Raw genomic sequence first — 16,328 nt, forward strand, 5'->3', positions numbered from 1 at the left:
AAATTTTGAAGTGTATGGTGTTGATTATTTACAAGTTGATGCTCTTGAACGACGCTTTGCACACGGTCGTGAATAGAAGAAATGATTTCTTGTTTTTCAATATCTTTTTGTTTTAATTCTGCTTCTAATTCCTGTATACGATTTTCTAATTGATCAATTTTATGTTGAAGTGATTTCTTTTGAGTAAACATATATTTATTTCAACCGCCTTTAGAAGTTATATTTTCTCTATATTTGGATTTTAGCATCTTTTATAATTTTTAAATATAGGAATTGTTAAATATTTAAGAATCTATTACATTTTATGCATAATTCCCTTTTTTTCGTCATGAAAAATAAACTGTATTTAATGGTATTGTAAACAAACTGTAAAATAAATCATGTATAACTGTATAAGAAGGGAGTCGGATTATGAACTATTTTAAGCGAATCAGTAGTCTAGTATTAGCAGGAATTATCGGTCTTTCTAGTACAGTCGCTGTAAAAGCAGAGTCAAACGACGAGAAACTTAACAACATGCAACAGCAATTGCAGCAAAACGATGCAGATATGCAAAAGAAAGAGCAAGAGAAGCAAGCTGTTAATAAAGAAATTCAAGGTATCGAAAACGAACTACATAATTTAAATAATACAATTGCAAAAAATAAAGAGGATCAAGCTGCTATTCAACGTAAAATCGATGAAACACATAAGCAGATTGAGCAAAAAAAGAATGAAATTGTCGTTTTAGAGGATAAAGTCCTTGCTCGTAAGGATATTATGAGAAAACGTATGGTTTCTGTTCAAAACAGTTCAAATACAAGTTTAGTAGTAGAAGTTGTAGTAGAGTCAAAAAACTTTGCAGATTTCTTACAACGTATGAACGCAGTTTCTACTATTCTAGAAGCAGATAAAGAAATTTTACGTCTACAAGAACAAGATCTTCGTCAAATTGAAGAAGATAAGAAAACAATTGACGAGAAAGAAGCGTCTTTAGTAGTAGACAAACAAAAATTAGCAAAAGCACAAGCTGAGTTGCAAGATAACTTGAAAAAGCGTCAAGATAACTTACAAACAGTTCAAGCTAAATATAATGCGATTGCAAGCCAACTTAATTTAGCAGCAGAAGAAAAAGCTAAAATCGAATCAAATATGAAAGCAGTTCAAGAAACAATTGCTCGTGAGCAAGAAGCGGCAAGAATTGCAGCAGAAGAGCGTGCGAAAGCAGAAGCAGCTGCAAAGGCTGAGCGAGAAGCTTTAGTGAAAGCACAGGCAGAAATTGCTGAAAAACAAAAGCAAGAAAAAGCTAATAAACCAGCTGAACCTGTTGCTAATAATAATTCGAAGGTAGAACCTGCACAACCTTCTCAGCCAACTGCTGGCGGAAAAGAAATTTATGTAGAAGCTACAGCTTATACAGCAGACCCAGCTGAAAATGGTTATAAAGCTGGGGAGCATGTTAAATCGGCAATGGGGCATGATTTAACTGGAAATCCAGGCATGAAATTAATTGCAGTAGATCCAAGGGTTATTAGACTGGGATCACGCGTATATGTTGAAGGCTATGGTGAGGCCATTGCAGGAGATACTGGTGGAGCTATTAAAGGTCACAGAATTGATGTTTTAATGCCAGATAAGGGTTCATCAAGTGCTTGGGGTAGAAGAACAGTTAAAGTTACAATCTTAAACTAAAGCGTAATCCAACTTTACATATTGTAAAGTTGGATTTTTTCATAAAAATAATGTTAAGTTGAGTTTACATTTTGTTAAGGGAAGCATACAATGAAATTGAGAGGTGGCAAAATTGACCATTTTAAATAGAGTAAAGGAGTTAAGAGCTCGCTTTAATTTTTCCCAAAGTGTATTAGCAGAAAAGGTTGGAGTAACGAGACAAACAATCGCTGCAATTGAAAAAGGGGATTATGTTCCTTCATTGTTATTAGCACTTACGATTTGTGATGTATTCGAGTTAAAGATGGAAGATGTGTTTGTTTTAAATAAGGAGGGGGAAGAGGATGAATAGACTTGTATTTTCCTATATGTTAAATGTACTTTTAATGGTATTAGCAGGCTGGGCATTTATTGAGTTGTATTACTTTACTATTGAAGTCGCTAATTTTATTCAAACGGAGAGAGTACCATTCGAAGTTTCATTGAGTTTAATGCCGCTAGTATTACTTTTAATATTTGGTATTGTATCGACTGTTCTTTATAAAATTCAAAAGAAAAAATATAAAGAGCTCTCGTATTGGATGTTTCCACTATTATTTCCTCAAGAAGATGAACGAGAAAAGGCAATTACAGAAAAGGCTTGTCGTACTACATTTATGTCACTATGGTTCGTGTTGCCTTGTGCAGTTGGCTTTCTAACTCTTTCTCCAATTGTTAATCTATATGTTCCTGCATATCCGATATATATTGCATTTAGTATCTTCTTTATTCAGATGACGATTTTTCACGCATCCTTATATCGAAATAAAATTGCTTAAAAAGAAACCTTCTTGCATTAGCAAGAAGGTTTCTTTTCAGCTTACACTTGTACATATAGCAATATTATCTTATCATTTTATATAGAGTAAGATTTTGTAACGGAAAGGAATTGTATATGAATAAGCAAAGAATTTATAGTATAGTAGCGATCCTTCTATTTGTTGTAGGTGGTGTGTTAATCGGCAAGCCATTTTATGATGGATATCAAGCTGAAAAGAAACAGACTGAAAATGTACAGGCTGTCGAAAAGATGGATTATGAAAAACATGAGACGGAATTTGTAGATGCTTCGAAAATTAATCAACCAGACTTGGCAGAAGTTGCGAAAGCATCTTTAGATAAGAAACAAGTAATTGGTCGTATTTCGATTCCAAGTGTTTCATTAGAACTTCCTGTTTTAAAGTCTTCTACTGAGAAAAACCTATTATCAGGTGCAGCAACAGTAAAAGAAAACCAAGTAATGGGAAAAGGGAACTATGCATTAGCAGGACATAACATGTCTAAAAAAGGTGTTTTATTTAGTGATATAGCGTCTCTAAAAAAAGGCGATAAAATTTATTTGTATGATAATGAAAACGAATATGAATATGCGGTTACTGGTGTATCTGAAGTAACTCCTGATAAGTGGGAAGTTGTCGAGGATCATGGGAAAGATGAAATAACGCTTATTACATGTGTATCTGTGAAAGATAATTCTAAGCGTTACGTTGTTGCTGGTGATTTAGTAGGAACGAAGGCGAAGAAATAAAAAAAGATGAGGGGAATCCCTCATCTTTTTTTATTCCATCCATTTTACTAATCTCTTAGAAATTAATAATAAAACAAAACCTAACACAATTGCTGCAGCTCCGATTACTGTAAATACTTCAGCATACCCAAGTGAAGTTGTGAAGCTTGCCAGTTGTCCACCTAAAATGTTGGCGATTCCTGAGCTTGCTAACCATACTCCCATTAATAAAGAAGCAAGTTTTACTGGGGCAAGTGCACTAACCATTGATAGTCCAACAGGTGATAAGAATAGCTCACCTAACGTATGGAAAAGATACGTAAAGACGATAAATAGTAAGTTTGCTTTTTCTGTAATGTTATGTTCATCACTACCTGTTTTTAATGTAGCGATAACGAGAATGATATAACCGATACCGAGCAAGATCATACCAAGTCCCATTTTTGTTGGGATTTTTAAATCCCCGCGCTTGCGAGTTGCAAGTTTTGCCCATAATGCTGAAATAACTGGAGCAAGTAAAATAATAAATAATGGATTGACCGATTGGAACCAAGATGTTGGAACTTCCCACCCGAACACAGAGCGGTCTACAAATTTGTTTGTATATAATGTTAATGAACTACCAGCTTGTTCAAATCCAGCCCAGAAGAAGACAACAAAGCATGTTAAAATGACGATAACTGCGGTACGTTGTTTTTCTTTTTTTGTTAACGGTGTATCTCCAACTGTTGGTTGTCCATCAGCTGTTTGCAAATCGCGAGTTGGTTTTTTACCGATATCACCAAGGTAGCGATTTGATAATGTTGTAAATAAAATTTGTCCAATAATCATTCCGATTGAAGCTGCTAAGAAACCGTAACGGAATCCGTAATGTACAACGCCATCAACTGTTGTTTTGAATAAATTTTCTGATAAAAATCCACAAACGAGTGGAGCTAAAAATGATCCGACGTTAATACCCATATAGAAAATGGTAAATGCACTATCACGTTTTGGATCATTCTCTTCGTATAATTCTCCCACAAGTGTAGAGATATTTGGTTTAAAGAATCCATTACCGATAATAATAAGCGCTAATCCGAGGTATAGGCCTAATTGGTTTTGCAAGGCAAATAGTGTAAGGTTACCGAGTGCCATTGTTATACCACCAATTGTGATGGCTTTTCGTCTACCTAGAAAACGGTCTGTTAAGTATCCACCAATCAATGGTGTGAAATAACAAGCTCCAGTATAAAATCCGTAAATAGAGAGTGCCCATGCGGGACTAAACCCAAGACCACCGCTTACTAAAGCTGTCGTTAAATATAATGTTAATAATCCTCGTAATCCATAGTAACTAAATCTTTCCCACATTTCTGTAAAGAAGAGTAAGTATAAACCTGGAGGATGTTTCTTTTTTCTTTGTTGTTCTCTTTCTAGTTGTATCGTTGATTCCATGTTATTTTCCTCCTGACACAAACAAAAACAAAGTTAATAATTTTGTACATTTAATATTTTACCTTATTAACTATTATAAGTCAATAAAGGTTGATTTTTCAGAAGAAATTGGAAAAGAGGGATAGCTATAGAATGGGTGTTTCTTTTATGTTAGACTATGGACTATGTTTTCTTTGTTAGGAAGCGGATTATTGCACTTTTTTATATGTGAAATTGATTTCATAAAAGATGAAATTAAAGAAGGAGAAACAAATGAAATTGTTACAGAAAAAAGAAATTTTACTGATTAGCCTTATGTTATTCTCGATGTTCTTTGGAGCGGGGAATCTTATATTCCCACCTTTCCTTGGGTATGAAGCAGGAGAACATGTGTGGATTTCATTAATAGGATTTATTATATCAGCAACAGGTCTTCCTATATTGGGAGTTATTGCTATTGCGAAAGCGGGAAGCTTTCAAACGTTAGCGGGTAGGGTTCATTCTTCATTCGCCATTATTTTCCCATGTATCGTGTATTTATTTATTGGACCAGGCCTTGGTATACCACGTGCAGGGAGTTTAGCTTTTGAAATGGGGCCAGGTCAGTTCTTCACAGAATCAGGAAGTATAGTTTTATTATGTTACACGGTTATTTTCTTTAGTATTGTATACTGGTTAAGTTTATCACCATCTAAATTAATGGGGCTGTTCGGAAAAGTTTTAACACCGTTATTATTAGGGATGATTGCCCTTATCTTTATAAAGAGTATGTTTACATCAGTAGGTAGTGTGAAAGAGGCTGCTGGAAACTATGGACAAGCTCCTATGTTCCAAGGCTTTTTAGATGGATATTTAACGATGGATGCGCTAGCCGCTTTAATCTTTGGTATTGTTATTGCAAATGCTCTTCGTGCAAAAGGTGTTGAAGATGATAAAGGTTTAGCGAAATATATGAGTATTGCTGGAATTGGTGCAGGACTATTATTATCTATTATTTATGTCATACTTGGATATGTTGGTTCAATTAGCGGTTCGTTAGGTACATTTGATAATGGGGCGAACGTGTTAGCGCAAGTGATGACTACATTATTTGGACAAGGCGGAGTTGTTTTATTAGGTCTTATTTTTACGATCGCGTGTTTAAGTGTTTCAATCGGACTTGTTACATCTTGTAGTCAATTTTTCGCAAGTGCATTTCCGAAAGTAGCGTATAAAGTTTGGGCATTTATATTAAGTTTTGTTAGTATGATTTTAGCTAATTTAGGATTAACACAAATTTTAAAAGTATCAGTACCGATTCTTGGGTTTATTTATCCAGTTGCATTAACGCTTATTATTTTAGGATTATTCCATAAGTATATTGGAAAGTATGCATACGTATATGCAGTAACAGTTGGAATTGTAGCGGTATTTAGTGCAATCGATATTTTCAATAAAAATGTAATGATGAATCAGTGGGCACCAATATTGAAATACATTCCGTTTTATACAGAAGGTGTTGGGTGGAGTGTTCCAGCTATTGTAGGTGCTTGTATTGGTGTCATTGTTAGTGTTGTTCTAAATAAGAATAAATGAGTAAAAGGTGTTTTCCTATCTCGGAAAACACCTTTCTTTTTTTGGAAAAATAGTATTGAAAATGAATAGACTAAGAGTATGATAAAGATAATTGGTAATATATAGATTTTGAATGGTGATGAGGGGGGAGTGTATGAAGGAAGATTTAAATAAGAAAATAGAAGCGCTCGAAACGGCAATTGAAACGATTCAAGAAGCACTTTTTGAATTGAAAGCAAAACAAAAAGAAATAGAAGTAGAAAATGCTCAGCAACATGATAGTAAGGAAAAGAAAGAATATATCGAAACGGTGATGGAGGAAAAGCAAAAAGAAGAAGTAGTTACAATAAAAGAACCTGTGCAAGAACGTGAGGTAAAACAAGTGGATATATCTGCTTTTAAACCAGAACCATTTAATATTATTAAGTTTTGCCAAACTTGGTTACCACGCATATTTGTTGGCATTATGTTACTTGGAGTAATTTGGTTATTTAAAGCAGGGGTAGATGCTGGATTATTAACACCTGCAATACGAATTGTGTTTGGTATTGTCCTATCAATCGGTTTTTATTATATAGGTGATATTCAAATTAAACGAGAGCGGCAAGCGTTGGGTTTAGTATTAGCAGGAGGAAGTATTACGGGTATAGTTTTAACGACATTTGCGGCGCATTATTTATATGGATTTATTCCAGCAAGTGTTGCGTTTGTATGTAATATTGCATGGGTCATTTTAGGTATTTATGTAGCGAAGAGGTATCAATCGGAATATCTTACTATATTCGTAGCCGTAGGAGCTTTCTTCGTGCCATTCTTATTAAATAGTACGACTCCTAATCCATATATTTTCTTTGGATATGAGACGATACTAACACTTAGCTTATTATGGTATGCGTTGAAAAATCGTTATCAGTATTTATATATGATCTCTTATGCTGTTGCTGCTATTGTCCTTTTTGTTTTCTTTGCTATTATGTCAATGTTAGTAGAGGATTTGCAAGTACAGTTAACAGTTGTTTATGGTTTGATTCACTTACTATTATTTTGGCATATGTTTACGGAGAGAAGCTTTATATTAGAGCCACGCTTGGCGATATTTAGTGCGAATGCAGTTTTCTTTATATTAGCCATTTCAAAAATACCTGAATTTACAACATGGGGATTAATGATTAGTGCACTCGTTCACGCTACGATGTTCGTGTTTGAATATAGAAAAAATAGGCATTCTCCATTTACAAATCTTTTATTTGGTTTCGCAATGGGTGCATTTAGTTTAGCGATTTTATATGAGTATAGTTTAGTGAATGCAGCGATTGTATTATTATTACAAGGTTTCCTCGGTATGGTGACTGCTATTAAAGTAAAACAACAAATAAAATTGTATGTTAGTGCGACGATTTACGCGATTGGAATGATACAGACTATTTTTAGCCCGTTCGATCATTTTGTTTCAGCTGGGTTTGTTGCTCATATTATTTTAATAGGTACATTTTATTACTGCATGAAACGAGCGAAAGATGTATTAACGAGTTTTGGAAAATATGTTTATTCTATAGCTCTCTATTGGTTCATGGTCATTGTATTTATTACAATTACTAGAGTTGGTGAAGTTCTTTCTACAGATGGAAGTATAATAAGCGTATCAGTATCGTTATTATGGATGGTATATGCATTATTTGCAGTTTGGCTTGGACGGAATAAAAATATGAATGAAATATTGTATGCGGGCTTAGTCGTTTTAGTAGTAACGATAGGAAAGTTATTCCTTCTAGACTTACCAGAAGTTTCAATGATGATTAGGGCAGTGTTATTCTTAATCGTAGGTAGTATAGGTATCGTCATTTCCAGAATGTTTTTCTCAAAAGAAGAGAAATGAGAAGAAGGCAATCCGCATGTGGATTGCCTTTTCTTTTACTTTTTATTAATCGTTATAGCTTCATTATATTTAGCAGTTGTATTTTGGCGTAGACGAAGTGTTGCTTGTCCAGTTGTATTTGAATCAAGTTGTACGTTCACAATTTTTTCAGCAGAACCAAAGCTGTTTGTTGTGAATGAGAAGGCGCTACTATATCCGAAAGTAGATGGCCAAGTGCCGTTTGTATTTTGGACTTTTGCTACTTGTGTTCCACCAGTCGAGAAGATACCTAAAGAATAGTTATTATAAGTTGTATTAGGTAATAAGTTGTTTACTTGAATCTTTATTTGGAACACTTCATTGTTTGGTAGAATGCTAGGGCGTGTAATCACATAATCATTTGCTGTTACGGCGCCGTTATATCCGTATGAACCAGATTTAAATGTATTTGTATTAAACCATTGGTAACCCGCGTTTGGTGCACTCCAAGGTTCTGGTTGTGGCTCTGTTGATAAGCTTGGTTGTTCAAATGTTTGTAAAGCAGTAGGTGAATCAAGTTGTAAACCGTTTACTTGATCTAAGCTTGTAAATGTCTCTTGTTTCGATAGCCAATTTACGATATTTTCTAGTAAAACAGCATCGTTTTCTTCTTTATAACCATCATAAGTTTTCTTTGTTTGGCCAGAATCTTCACGAACGTATTTTGGCGTAGCATCTTCAACAGGAGAAGAGTCACCGATAAAGGCAGCTTTTCCAAGTCCTACTTTTGCGATTGCAGCATATGGACCCTCTGCAACGCCACCGCCGTTATAAACACCACTATCAACAGCGTTATTCCATTTTGACGGATTTTCTGGAAGATAAACAAGTCCTTTTGCTAGTTTTGGATTTGTAATTGCTAGAGTAGAACCAGCATGCATTGCTACCGATGAAACACCTTTTGTAATTCCGAATGATTGTTCAGGCGAAACAATGTTTTTAGCTGAAACATCACCAAGTGCATTGTAACGGAAGCGAATACCAAAATTATTAGATAGCCAATCGGAACTTTCTACTCCTTGCATAGCTTGTGAGTTTGCTTCTTCGTTAGACATTCCTTTTGCGGGATTTTCCCAAGCACCGCGTCTATATCCATTAAATACTTCAGAAGAGTCCCAGCGATTTTTATTACGATCTGCATTATAATGATCGGCAATGAAGAAGATACTGCCGCCATTTTTTACATATTGTAACATTGCATCTTGTTCAGATTTTTTGTAAGGAATATTTGCCTCTGGAACGATAAACACGTTGTAATTTTTTAAGTCGTCGTATGTAATAGGTGTTGATTTACGAAGTTCTTTTACATGATATCCATTTTGGGCAATGCCGTTTCCGAAATCAGAAAAGCCGCCATCAATAACCCAGTCAGCTGTCCCTGCAGTTTGACCGTGCGTATTATCAAATAATACTTTCTTCCCATTGTTTTGATTTACAACCTTTGCAGCAATTTCAGGAGCTGGGTCTACAGAGCTTTCGGCATAAGTAGACGGTATGAACGAACTCCCCATACTAAGTGTAATTGCTGTTGCTAAAGAAAATGTAATCCATTTTTTATTCTTCATAGAAGAATCCCCCTAATAATAAATATATGTGCTTTAATAATGTAATTTATTTTTCTGAAAAAATAAAGACGGAAAACGTAAAAAATATTAAAAAATTGTAAAAATACCGTGAATTTTGTTGAGAAATATTTATATAGACAATAAAAAATCCCTTCCAATTAATAAGGAAGGGATAGCTTGTTTAACTAATCTTTGAATTAGGTGCTTCATCAATCTTATGAAATCCTTTCATATAATACACGATAGCTAAGCCAATAAGCCAAATTGGGCCAACGATTAATGCAATTCGTGTATCTTCTGAATACGCCATTATACATAGTACAAGTGCAAGGAAGCCAAGTGAGAAGTAAGAGCTTAATGGATGTAAAGGCATTTTATACGTTAGCTTGTCTTTTTTCTCAGTTGATAATCCTTTACGGAATTTAATTTGAGCGACTAATATAATCCCCCAAGTCCAAATTGCCCCGAAAGTTGAAATACTAGTTAACCATGTAAACACCTTTGCAGGCACAAGATAGTTTAATATAACACCAACGAGTAAAACGATAGCTGTTGCTACAATTCCTTGACTCGGAATACCGTTTTTATTTAAGCGACCGAATCTTTCAGGAGCTTTCTTTTGTTGTGCCAATGTAAATAGCATACGCCCTGTACTAAATAAACCGCCGTTACAAGAAGAAAGTGCAGCTGTTAATACGACAAAGTTAATAATACCTGCTGCTTTTGCAATGCCGATTTGTTGGAATGTTAATACGAATGGACTTCCTTTCTCGCCAAGTTCGTTCCATGGATAAATTGCCATCATAACGAATAATGCCCCGACGTAAAAGATTAGGATTCTCCAAAATACGTTATCGATAGCTTTTGCGAGTGTTTTCTTAGGGTTTTGAGCTTCACCAGCTGTAACACCAATTAGTTCAACGCCTAAATAAGCGAATAATACCATTTGTAAGGAGAGTAGTAATCCGGAAAATCCATTTGGGAACCAGCCACCATGTGACCAAAGATTTGAAATACCAGTAGCGATACCACCATTTCCGAATCCGAATAAAATAATGCCAGCTCCAACTACTATCATACAGATAATTGTGACAATTTTAATGAGAGCAAACCAAAACTCAAGTTCTCCAAATACTTTTACTGATAAGAAGTTGAAAGCGCTCATTAATAATAGAGCGAGTAGTGCCCAAGTCCAGCGCGGGATATCTGGGAACCAGTACTGCATGTAAATTCCAGCCGCCGTAATTTCAGCCATACAAGTAACAACCCATAAGAACCAGTAGTTCCAACCAGTAATATAGCCAGCAAGTGGGCCGATATAATCATTAGCGTATTTACTAAAAGAACCGGCAACCGGTTGTTCAATTGCCATTTCTCCGAGCGCTCGCATAATGAAAAAAATAACGAGTCCAGCGATCATATAACCTAGTAAGATGGAAGGACCAGCTAGTTTAATAGCAGAAGCAGATCCTAAAAATAGCCCAACGCCAATAGCTGAACCGAGTGACATTAAAGTAATATGTCGTTCTTTTAAACCTCGATTTAAAGTTTCAGATTTGTTTGTGTGCTGCATAAGAAGAATCCTCCTTGTAGAGTGAACGATATTTGAATGCGTTTACTAAATATTTAACTATTTCAAATTATAAAACATTTCTATCTGTTATGCTACAAAAATAAACATAATTAACTGTACTACATCTGTACTTGTCAGGCTTAAACTTAAAATTCGAACTATTAGTGAATATATTGACTCTTCTTTTTATTGATTGTTAAGATTAAGTATTATATTTTCTCACATACTAGTAAGAAAAGAATGTGTGATAATAATTCAGATGTAGGAAGGGTACATAACCATGTTTCAATTACAAAAATATAACACTTCTGTGAAGCAAGAGCTTTTAGCTGGCATCACAACTTTTTTTACATTTGCGTATATTCTTGTCATCAATCCGAAAATATTATCTGATGCAGGTGTACCATTTGATCAAGCTTTTACAGCAACTATTATTGCGACGGTTGTAGGAACGCTATGTATGGCGTTTTTAGCTAACTATCCAATTGTTATTGCTCCAGCTATGGGAATGAATGCGTATTTTGCTTATTCTGTTGTTCAACAGGCAGAGGGGATTACATATGTCATTGCGTTTTCAGCAGTATTTGTAACAGGTATCATTTTTCTTTTATTATCTTTCACTTCATTTAGGCAAAAGCTAATTGTCGCAATTCCTGATAGTTTAAAACATGCAATTGCAGGTGGAATTGGACTATTTATTGCTTTTATTGGATTACGCCTTTCTGGAATTATCGTTGATCATCCATCTAATTTAGTTACGATTGGTGATTTTCATTCTCCAGCCGTTATTTTAACTTTAATTGGTTTAATATTAGCGGCGGTATTAATGGCATTGCGTGTGAGCGGTGCATTATTTATTAGTATGATTGTGACAGGAGTTATCGCCTTCTTTACAGGGCAACTGAAGTTTGAGGATAAAATTGTTGCGATGCCTCATTTACCAGAAGGTATTATCGTTTCAAACCCAATCAATGCCTTTTCAGATGTAATTGAATACGGATTATATGGTGTTGTATTTTCATTTTTACTTGTACTGTTATTTGATACAACAGGTGCATTACTTGGTTTAATTAAACAAGCGGGTTTAATTACAGATAATACAGAGAAACGTTTTGGTAAAGCGTTTATTGCAGATGCAATTGGTGGGACTACAGGTTCTATCTTTGGAACAAGTCCAACAGCAGCGACGATTGAATCGTCAGCTGGTATTGCTGCAGGTGGTAAAACAGGATTAACAGGTATTGTAGTTGTCGGTCTAACGATTATAACGGCATTCTTCAGCCCTGTGATTGCTTCTTTATCAAGTGTAGCTGCTATTACAGCTCCTTCATTAATTATTGTAGGTAGTTTAATGGCGCAAAGTCTTCGTGATATTAATTGGAATGAATTTGAAGATGCATTACCAGCATTTTTAATTTTTATTGGTATTCCGTTAACGTCTAGCATTGCGAATGGAATTGCAATTGGATTTTTAGTGTATCCAGTCTTAAAAATTGTGAAAGGGAAAGGGATGGAAGTACATCCGTTACTATACTTATTTACAATTTTATTTGGATGTCATTTATTCTTATAATATAGATATAGAAGAGGGAGCTTCTTATGGGAGGCTCTTTTTTTGTGTATAATAAAGTAAAAATCAAACGATTTTAGTAAAATATAAATTACCTAATGGAATATATATGTTACAATGAAGGCAGAGGAGGAACATGAATGGCTGTAAGTAAAATAAAAGTCGCGCGTGTTCAGTTAGATTTAACACAGCAACAATTAGCAGAAAAAGTAGGCGTTACAAGGCAAACGATTAGTTTAATTGAGAAGGGGAAATACAACCCGTCTTTAGATTTATGTTTGAAAATTTGTTATGCGGTAGACAAAACATTGAATGATTTATTTTGGGAGGAAGAGGAGTGAGGATTGTGAAAGATGAACGTTTAATGATTGAGGGGCTAAAACATATTAGACTCGTTTTCGTCTTACAAAATATCGTCATACTAGGTATTGTTTTTTATCGCTACGTTTTGCAAGATGCAGGATATAAAAGTGTTTCAGATTTATTAATGGTATTTATGGTCGGGATAATAGTTATTAACTTTTTAAACTTAAAAAATTCGGTGGAAGTGTATGAGCATACAGGGGGAGTATCTCGTAGTTATTTTAGGAAGCTATTATTCATTCCGGTAGGTATTGTTATTGGAATTTTAGCTATTTGTATCGTTGTAACACCGGATATTTCGATAAAAGAAATTAGTATGACAGGACTTATTATGTTTGCTTGTTTTTTAGTTCCTAGTTTGTTTATATACATATATATGAGAAAAATAAAAAGTGAAGATTGAAATATAAGAAAAGCTTTCCCATATTGCGGAAAGCTTTTCTTATATTCTTTTATACAGTACTTTATGAAGGCCAATCGGTTCAATTTCAAAGATTTCACCATGTTCCTGGAAGCCTAAGCGCTTGTAGTAGTCAGCTACAGTAATTCGGCCATTACACCATAATATGTTTGCTTGGCGTTCTTGCAAGACTTGCTCCGCCTTCTGAATTAAGGAGCTTCCAGCACGTTTGTTTCGAAATTCAGGTAATGTGGCCATTCCTCGTAGCCGATAATGAACACCTACTAGTAAGTCGGGGTATATCTCTTTTGAGAAGGAAGCGATACTAATTAGTTCATCGTTTATAAATGCGCCTAAGTGAAAGGTGTCTGTTTCATAGTCGGAAGAGTATTTACAATCTGCTAATGTTTGATTCGGGCGTAAAATTTTTTGACGTAATACGTAAGTTTCAGATCCCTCAATATTTTTCACGGTAATCATATTAACATCCTTTCTTATAAGGCGTTTTCTGTTAGTTGTATAAAGAAATAGGCAGGTGCGGCGAAAAGTCCGAGTATGCTAGCAGTTCCGAGAAGGAGTGAAAGTAAGAGGCAAGAGTATTTTATTCCATTCGATTTTTTCCATCCGTAACTACAAATTTCAATGCTAACACCGATGAGAATAATAGCAACGAGTATTTCCGCCAATAATAAAAGAGCTAAAGTTACAATAGACATAATGTGATCCATCCTCATAATATGTGATAGTAACATTTTACCATATGTAATGGAAAAAAATGCCCCTCAATTATATGAGGGGCATTTTCTATTCTAATATGCTTTTTAGTGTATCGATATGTTCTTTTGAACCTGTAACAAGCAATGTATCACCGTGTTGTAGTCTCGTATCACCATGCGGGATTAATGCTTTATTACCGCGGTAAATTTGAATGACGAGTACATCGCCTAAAAACGGAAGACGACGTAGTGCAACACCGTTATATGTATTGCTGCGTAGTTCAACTTCACGAACTGTTTCATTTGCTGTTGTAATTAAGCGAACGAGACTTGGTTTATCAATAAGTGCACGTAATAGAATACGTGTAGAGTTAATTGTTGAGAATACAGCGATATGTTCTTGCGTTGCTTTTTCTTGTAGAAGAGGATCTTCTACACTTGCAATAACATGTTCAACACCTAGTTCTTTCGCGTGTTCAGCCAATAATAAGTTTTGCTCATCATCACTAGTTGCCACAACAACACGGTCTGCGTTAAATGCTGTTTGTTCAGTTAATGATGCGATCGTGATGTCATCTAATTTTACGATAGGGAAGTCATGTGATTTCGCTTCTTCATCATTTATTTTATTTTGACGCATCATATAAAGTGTTACGTCATAATCTTCACGTTTTAAATCAAGTGATAACGGAAGAGTAATTCTGCTTGCGCCAATAATAGAAACTTTTGGTTTTGGTGTTTCTACTTTTGGGAACATTTTTTTAAATAATATAGGTGCAAAAATACAAGTAATAACTGCGCTTAAAATAAGGGAAGCAGATAAACTTGGACTGATGATTCCTAGTTTTTCACCAATTTGTGCAGCTGCAATAACTAAAGAGAGTGTCGATGTTAATAAGATGGCACTTCCTAGTACGATATTACGTGGATACCATTTTCGTAAGACGAGTGATGGTAACAGCTTTGAAATAAAGAGTCCCACAATTAAAATTGGGATCATTAGCATGCTAGAAGGTTCTTTAAAAATAGACCAAACTTCTAGATTCACACCAACCATTACGAAGAAAATAGGGATGAAGAAACCGTAGCCGATGGAATCCAGTTTTTCAACCATATCTTCATTTGGTGATAATAACGATACGAGTACCCCTGCTAAGAAGGCACCTAAAATATTTTCAGCTCCAACAGATTCAGATAACCCAACTAATATTAAGATGAGTGCAAAAACAGCTCGTGTATCAATTTGTACACTACCAGCTTTTAAGCTATCTAAGTATGGAATGTTTTTAAAGCGTTTTGCAACGAAGTAAATAACAATACCAGCGCCGAATAGAAGAAGAAGGAGCCACATGCTTTGGCCGCTTTCGGAATTTAATCCGACGAATACAGCGAGTAAAATCATTGTAACTAAATCTGCAATAACAGCGACTAATAAAATGATTTGTCCGATTGCCGTTTTTCCTAAGTTATTCTCTTTTAATGTTGGTACAACAACACCTAAAGAAATAGTTGAAATAATTAAAGTCATAAACATTGCATTATCCACGAATCCTAGCCATACGAATAGCAATGATAGGGCATAAGATAAGATAAAAATAAATAAGAAGATAATGCTTGCTGCTTGGAATGTGTTTGGTTCGTTTGTCGTATTCTTTTTCCCTTTTTGTTTAAAGATAGAAAAATCAATTTCTAAACCGCTTAAGAACATTAAGAAGATAAATCCTAGTGTCGATAAGACTTGAAGCCACATATCTGGCTCAATAACATTAAACCCACTTTTACCTACAAAGATTCCTGCAATGATTTCTGCAACAACGACAGGAAGTGCTTTCAATTTAAAGCGTTGTAACAAAAGGGGAACTAAAAACGCGATTGCAACGACAACCATAAGTGATAGAACAGAAGTATGATGTTCCATTGCGTTCTCTCCCTTCAAATAAATATAGTACCTATTTAGCCATATAATAGGTAGAAAAGCAACGCATATGGATTCGATTTCATAAAGAAAGAGTTTTCTTAAGATTTGTCATAATAAGTATATTTTTCATGATTCTGTTGTTAATTCCGTAATGTGGATGTAA

General features: G+C 34.9%; 15 protein-coding genes. 9 read left to right on the top strand and 6 right to left on the bottom strand.

Going from position 1 to position 16,328, the window contains the following annotated elements:
• Positions 1–411 precede the first annotated feature (411 nt).
• The 4 genes from J0835_RS03535 to J0835_RS03550 all read left to right on the top strand — a co-directional run bounded on the left by J0835_RS03535 (position 412) and on the right by J0835_RS03550 (position 3,217).
• Positions 412–1,671 (top strand): 3D domain-containing protein, encoded by a 1,260-nt coding sequence (locus tag J0835_RS03535; protein ID WP_087979456.1) that lies wholly within the window; start codon positions 412–414, stop codon positions 1,669–1,671.
• A gap of 112 nt (positions 1,672–1,783) precedes the next feature.
• A complete protein-coding gene (locus J0835_RS03540) occupies positions 1,784–2,002 on the top strand; it encodes a helix-turn-helix transcriptional regulator (RefSeq protein ID WP_000154009.1) in 219 nt (72 codons plus the stop codon).
• Positions 1,995–2,468: a DUF2178 domain-containing protein gene (locus J0835_RS03545; RefSeq protein ID WP_087979458.1), complete on the top strand. Its 474-nt coding sequence runs from the start codon at positions 1,995–1,997 to the stop codon at positions 2,466–2,468. Before J0835_RS03540 ends, J0835_RS03545 begins: the two co-directional genes overlap by 8 nt.
• Before the next feature lie 116 nt (positions 2,469–2,584).
• Positions 2,585–3,217 carry a class A sortase gene (locus tag J0835_RS03550; protein ID WP_087979459.1) on the top strand — a complete coding sequence of 211 codons (633 nt, stop codon included), beginning with the start codon at positions 2,585–2,587 and terminating at the stop codon, positions 3,215–3,217.
• A gap of 30 nt (positions 3,218–3,247) precedes the next feature.
• On the opposite strand, the gene J0835_RS03555 is transcribed toward J0835_RS03550, so the two are convergent.
• Positions 3,248–4,633 carry a peptide MFS transporter gene (locus tag J0835_RS03555; RefSeq protein WP_087979460.1) on the bottom strand — a complete coding sequence of 462 codons (1,386 nt, stop codon included), beginning with the start codon at positions 4,631–4,633 and terminating at the stop codon, positions 3,248–3,250.
• Between the two features lie 252 nt (positions 4,634–4,885).
• On the opposite strand from J0835_RS03555, the gene brnQ1 reads away from it, so the two are divergent.
• On the top strand, positions 4,886–6,187 hold the full coding sequence (gene brnQ1, locus J0835_RS03560) for a branched-chain amino acid transport system II carrier protein BrnQ1 (RefSeq protein ID WP_333728057.1): 1,302 nt from the start codon (positions 4,886–4,888) through the stop codon (positions 6,185–6,187).
• A 133-nt stretch (positions 6,188–6,320) separates the two neighbouring features.
• Positions 6,321–8,042, top strand: a complete 1,722-nt coding sequence (locus J0835_RS03565) for a DUF2339 domain-containing protein (protein WP_087979462.1) — start codon at positions 6,321–6,323, stop codon at positions 8,040–8,042.
• Between the two features lie 35 nt (positions 8,043–8,077).
• Here J0835_RS03565 and J0835_RS03570 read toward each other — a convergent pair whose 3' ends face one another.
• Both J0835_RS03570 and J0835_RS03575 read right to left on the bottom strand, forming a co-directional pair.
• Positions 8,078–9,625, bottom strand: a complete 1,548-nt coding sequence (locus J0835_RS03570; RefSeq protein ID WP_087979463.1) for a DNA-binding protein — start codon at positions 9,623–9,625, stop codon at positions 8,078–8,080.
• 181 nt (positions 9,626–9,806) lie between these two features.
• Positions 9,807–11,198, bottom strand: coding sequence for an amino acid permease (locus J0835_RS03575; RefSeq protein WP_087979464.1), 1,392 nt, complete (start codon positions 11,196–11,198; stop codon positions 9,807–9,809).
• Between the two features lie 280 nt (positions 11,199–11,478).
• On the opposite strand from J0835_RS03575, the gene J0835_RS03580 reads away from it, so the two are divergent.
• From J0835_RS03580 to J0835_RS03590, 3 genes are all read left to right on the top strand, one after another.
• The gene (locus J0835_RS03580; protein ID WP_087979465.1) at positions 11,479–12,771 is read left to right on the top strand and encodes an NCS2 family permease; all 1,293 of its coding nucleotides are present in this window, start codon (positions 11,479–11,481) and stop codon (positions 12,769–12,771) included.
• A gap of 137 nt (positions 12,772–12,908) precedes the next feature.
• A complete protein-coding gene (locus J0835_RS03585; protein WP_000301181.1) occupies positions 12,909–13,109 on the top strand; it encodes a helix-turn-helix transcriptional regulator in 201 nt (66 codons plus the stop codon).
• A complete protein-coding gene (locus J0835_RS03590; protein ID WP_087979466.1) occupies positions 13,106–13,534 on the top strand; it encodes a hypothetical protein in 429 nt (142 codons plus the stop codon). Before J0835_RS03585 ends, J0835_RS03590 begins: the two co-directional genes overlap by 4 nt.
• Positions 13,535–13,573: 39 nt before the next feature.
• Here the strand turns inward: J0835_RS03590 and J0835_RS03595 are convergent, their stop codons facing one another.
• Genes J0835_RS03595 through J0835_RS03605 form a run of 3 tightly spaced genes read right to left on the bottom strand, consistent with a single transcriptional unit; the run spans position 13,574 to position 16,165 of the window.
• Entirely contained in the window at positions 13,574–14,011 is a 438-nt protein-coding gene (locus J0835_RS03595) for a GNAT family N-acetyltransferase (RefSeq protein WP_087979467.1), read from the bottom strand.
• A gap of 14 nt (positions 14,012–14,025) precedes the next feature.
• The gene (locus J0835_RS03600; RefSeq protein ID WP_000926994.1) at positions 14,026–14,283 is read right to left on the bottom strand and encodes a DUF4022 family protein; all 258 of its coding nucleotides are present in this window, start codon (positions 14,281–14,283) and stop codon (positions 14,026–14,028) included.
• Positions 14,284–14,335: 52 nt separating this feature from the next.
• On the bottom strand, positions 14,336–16,165 hold the full coding sequence (locus tag J0835_RS03605; protein WP_087979468.1) for a monovalent cation:proton antiporter family protein: 1,830 nt from the start codon (positions 16,163–16,165) through the stop codon (positions 14,336–14,338).
• Positions 16,166–16,328 lie beyond the last annotated feature (163 nt).

This window comes from Bacillus cereus group sp. Sample62, assembly GCF_036851315.1.
GTDB classification, from domain to species: Bacteria; Bacillota; Bacilli; order Bacillales; family Bacillaceae_G; genus Bacillus_A; species Bacillus_A wiedmannii.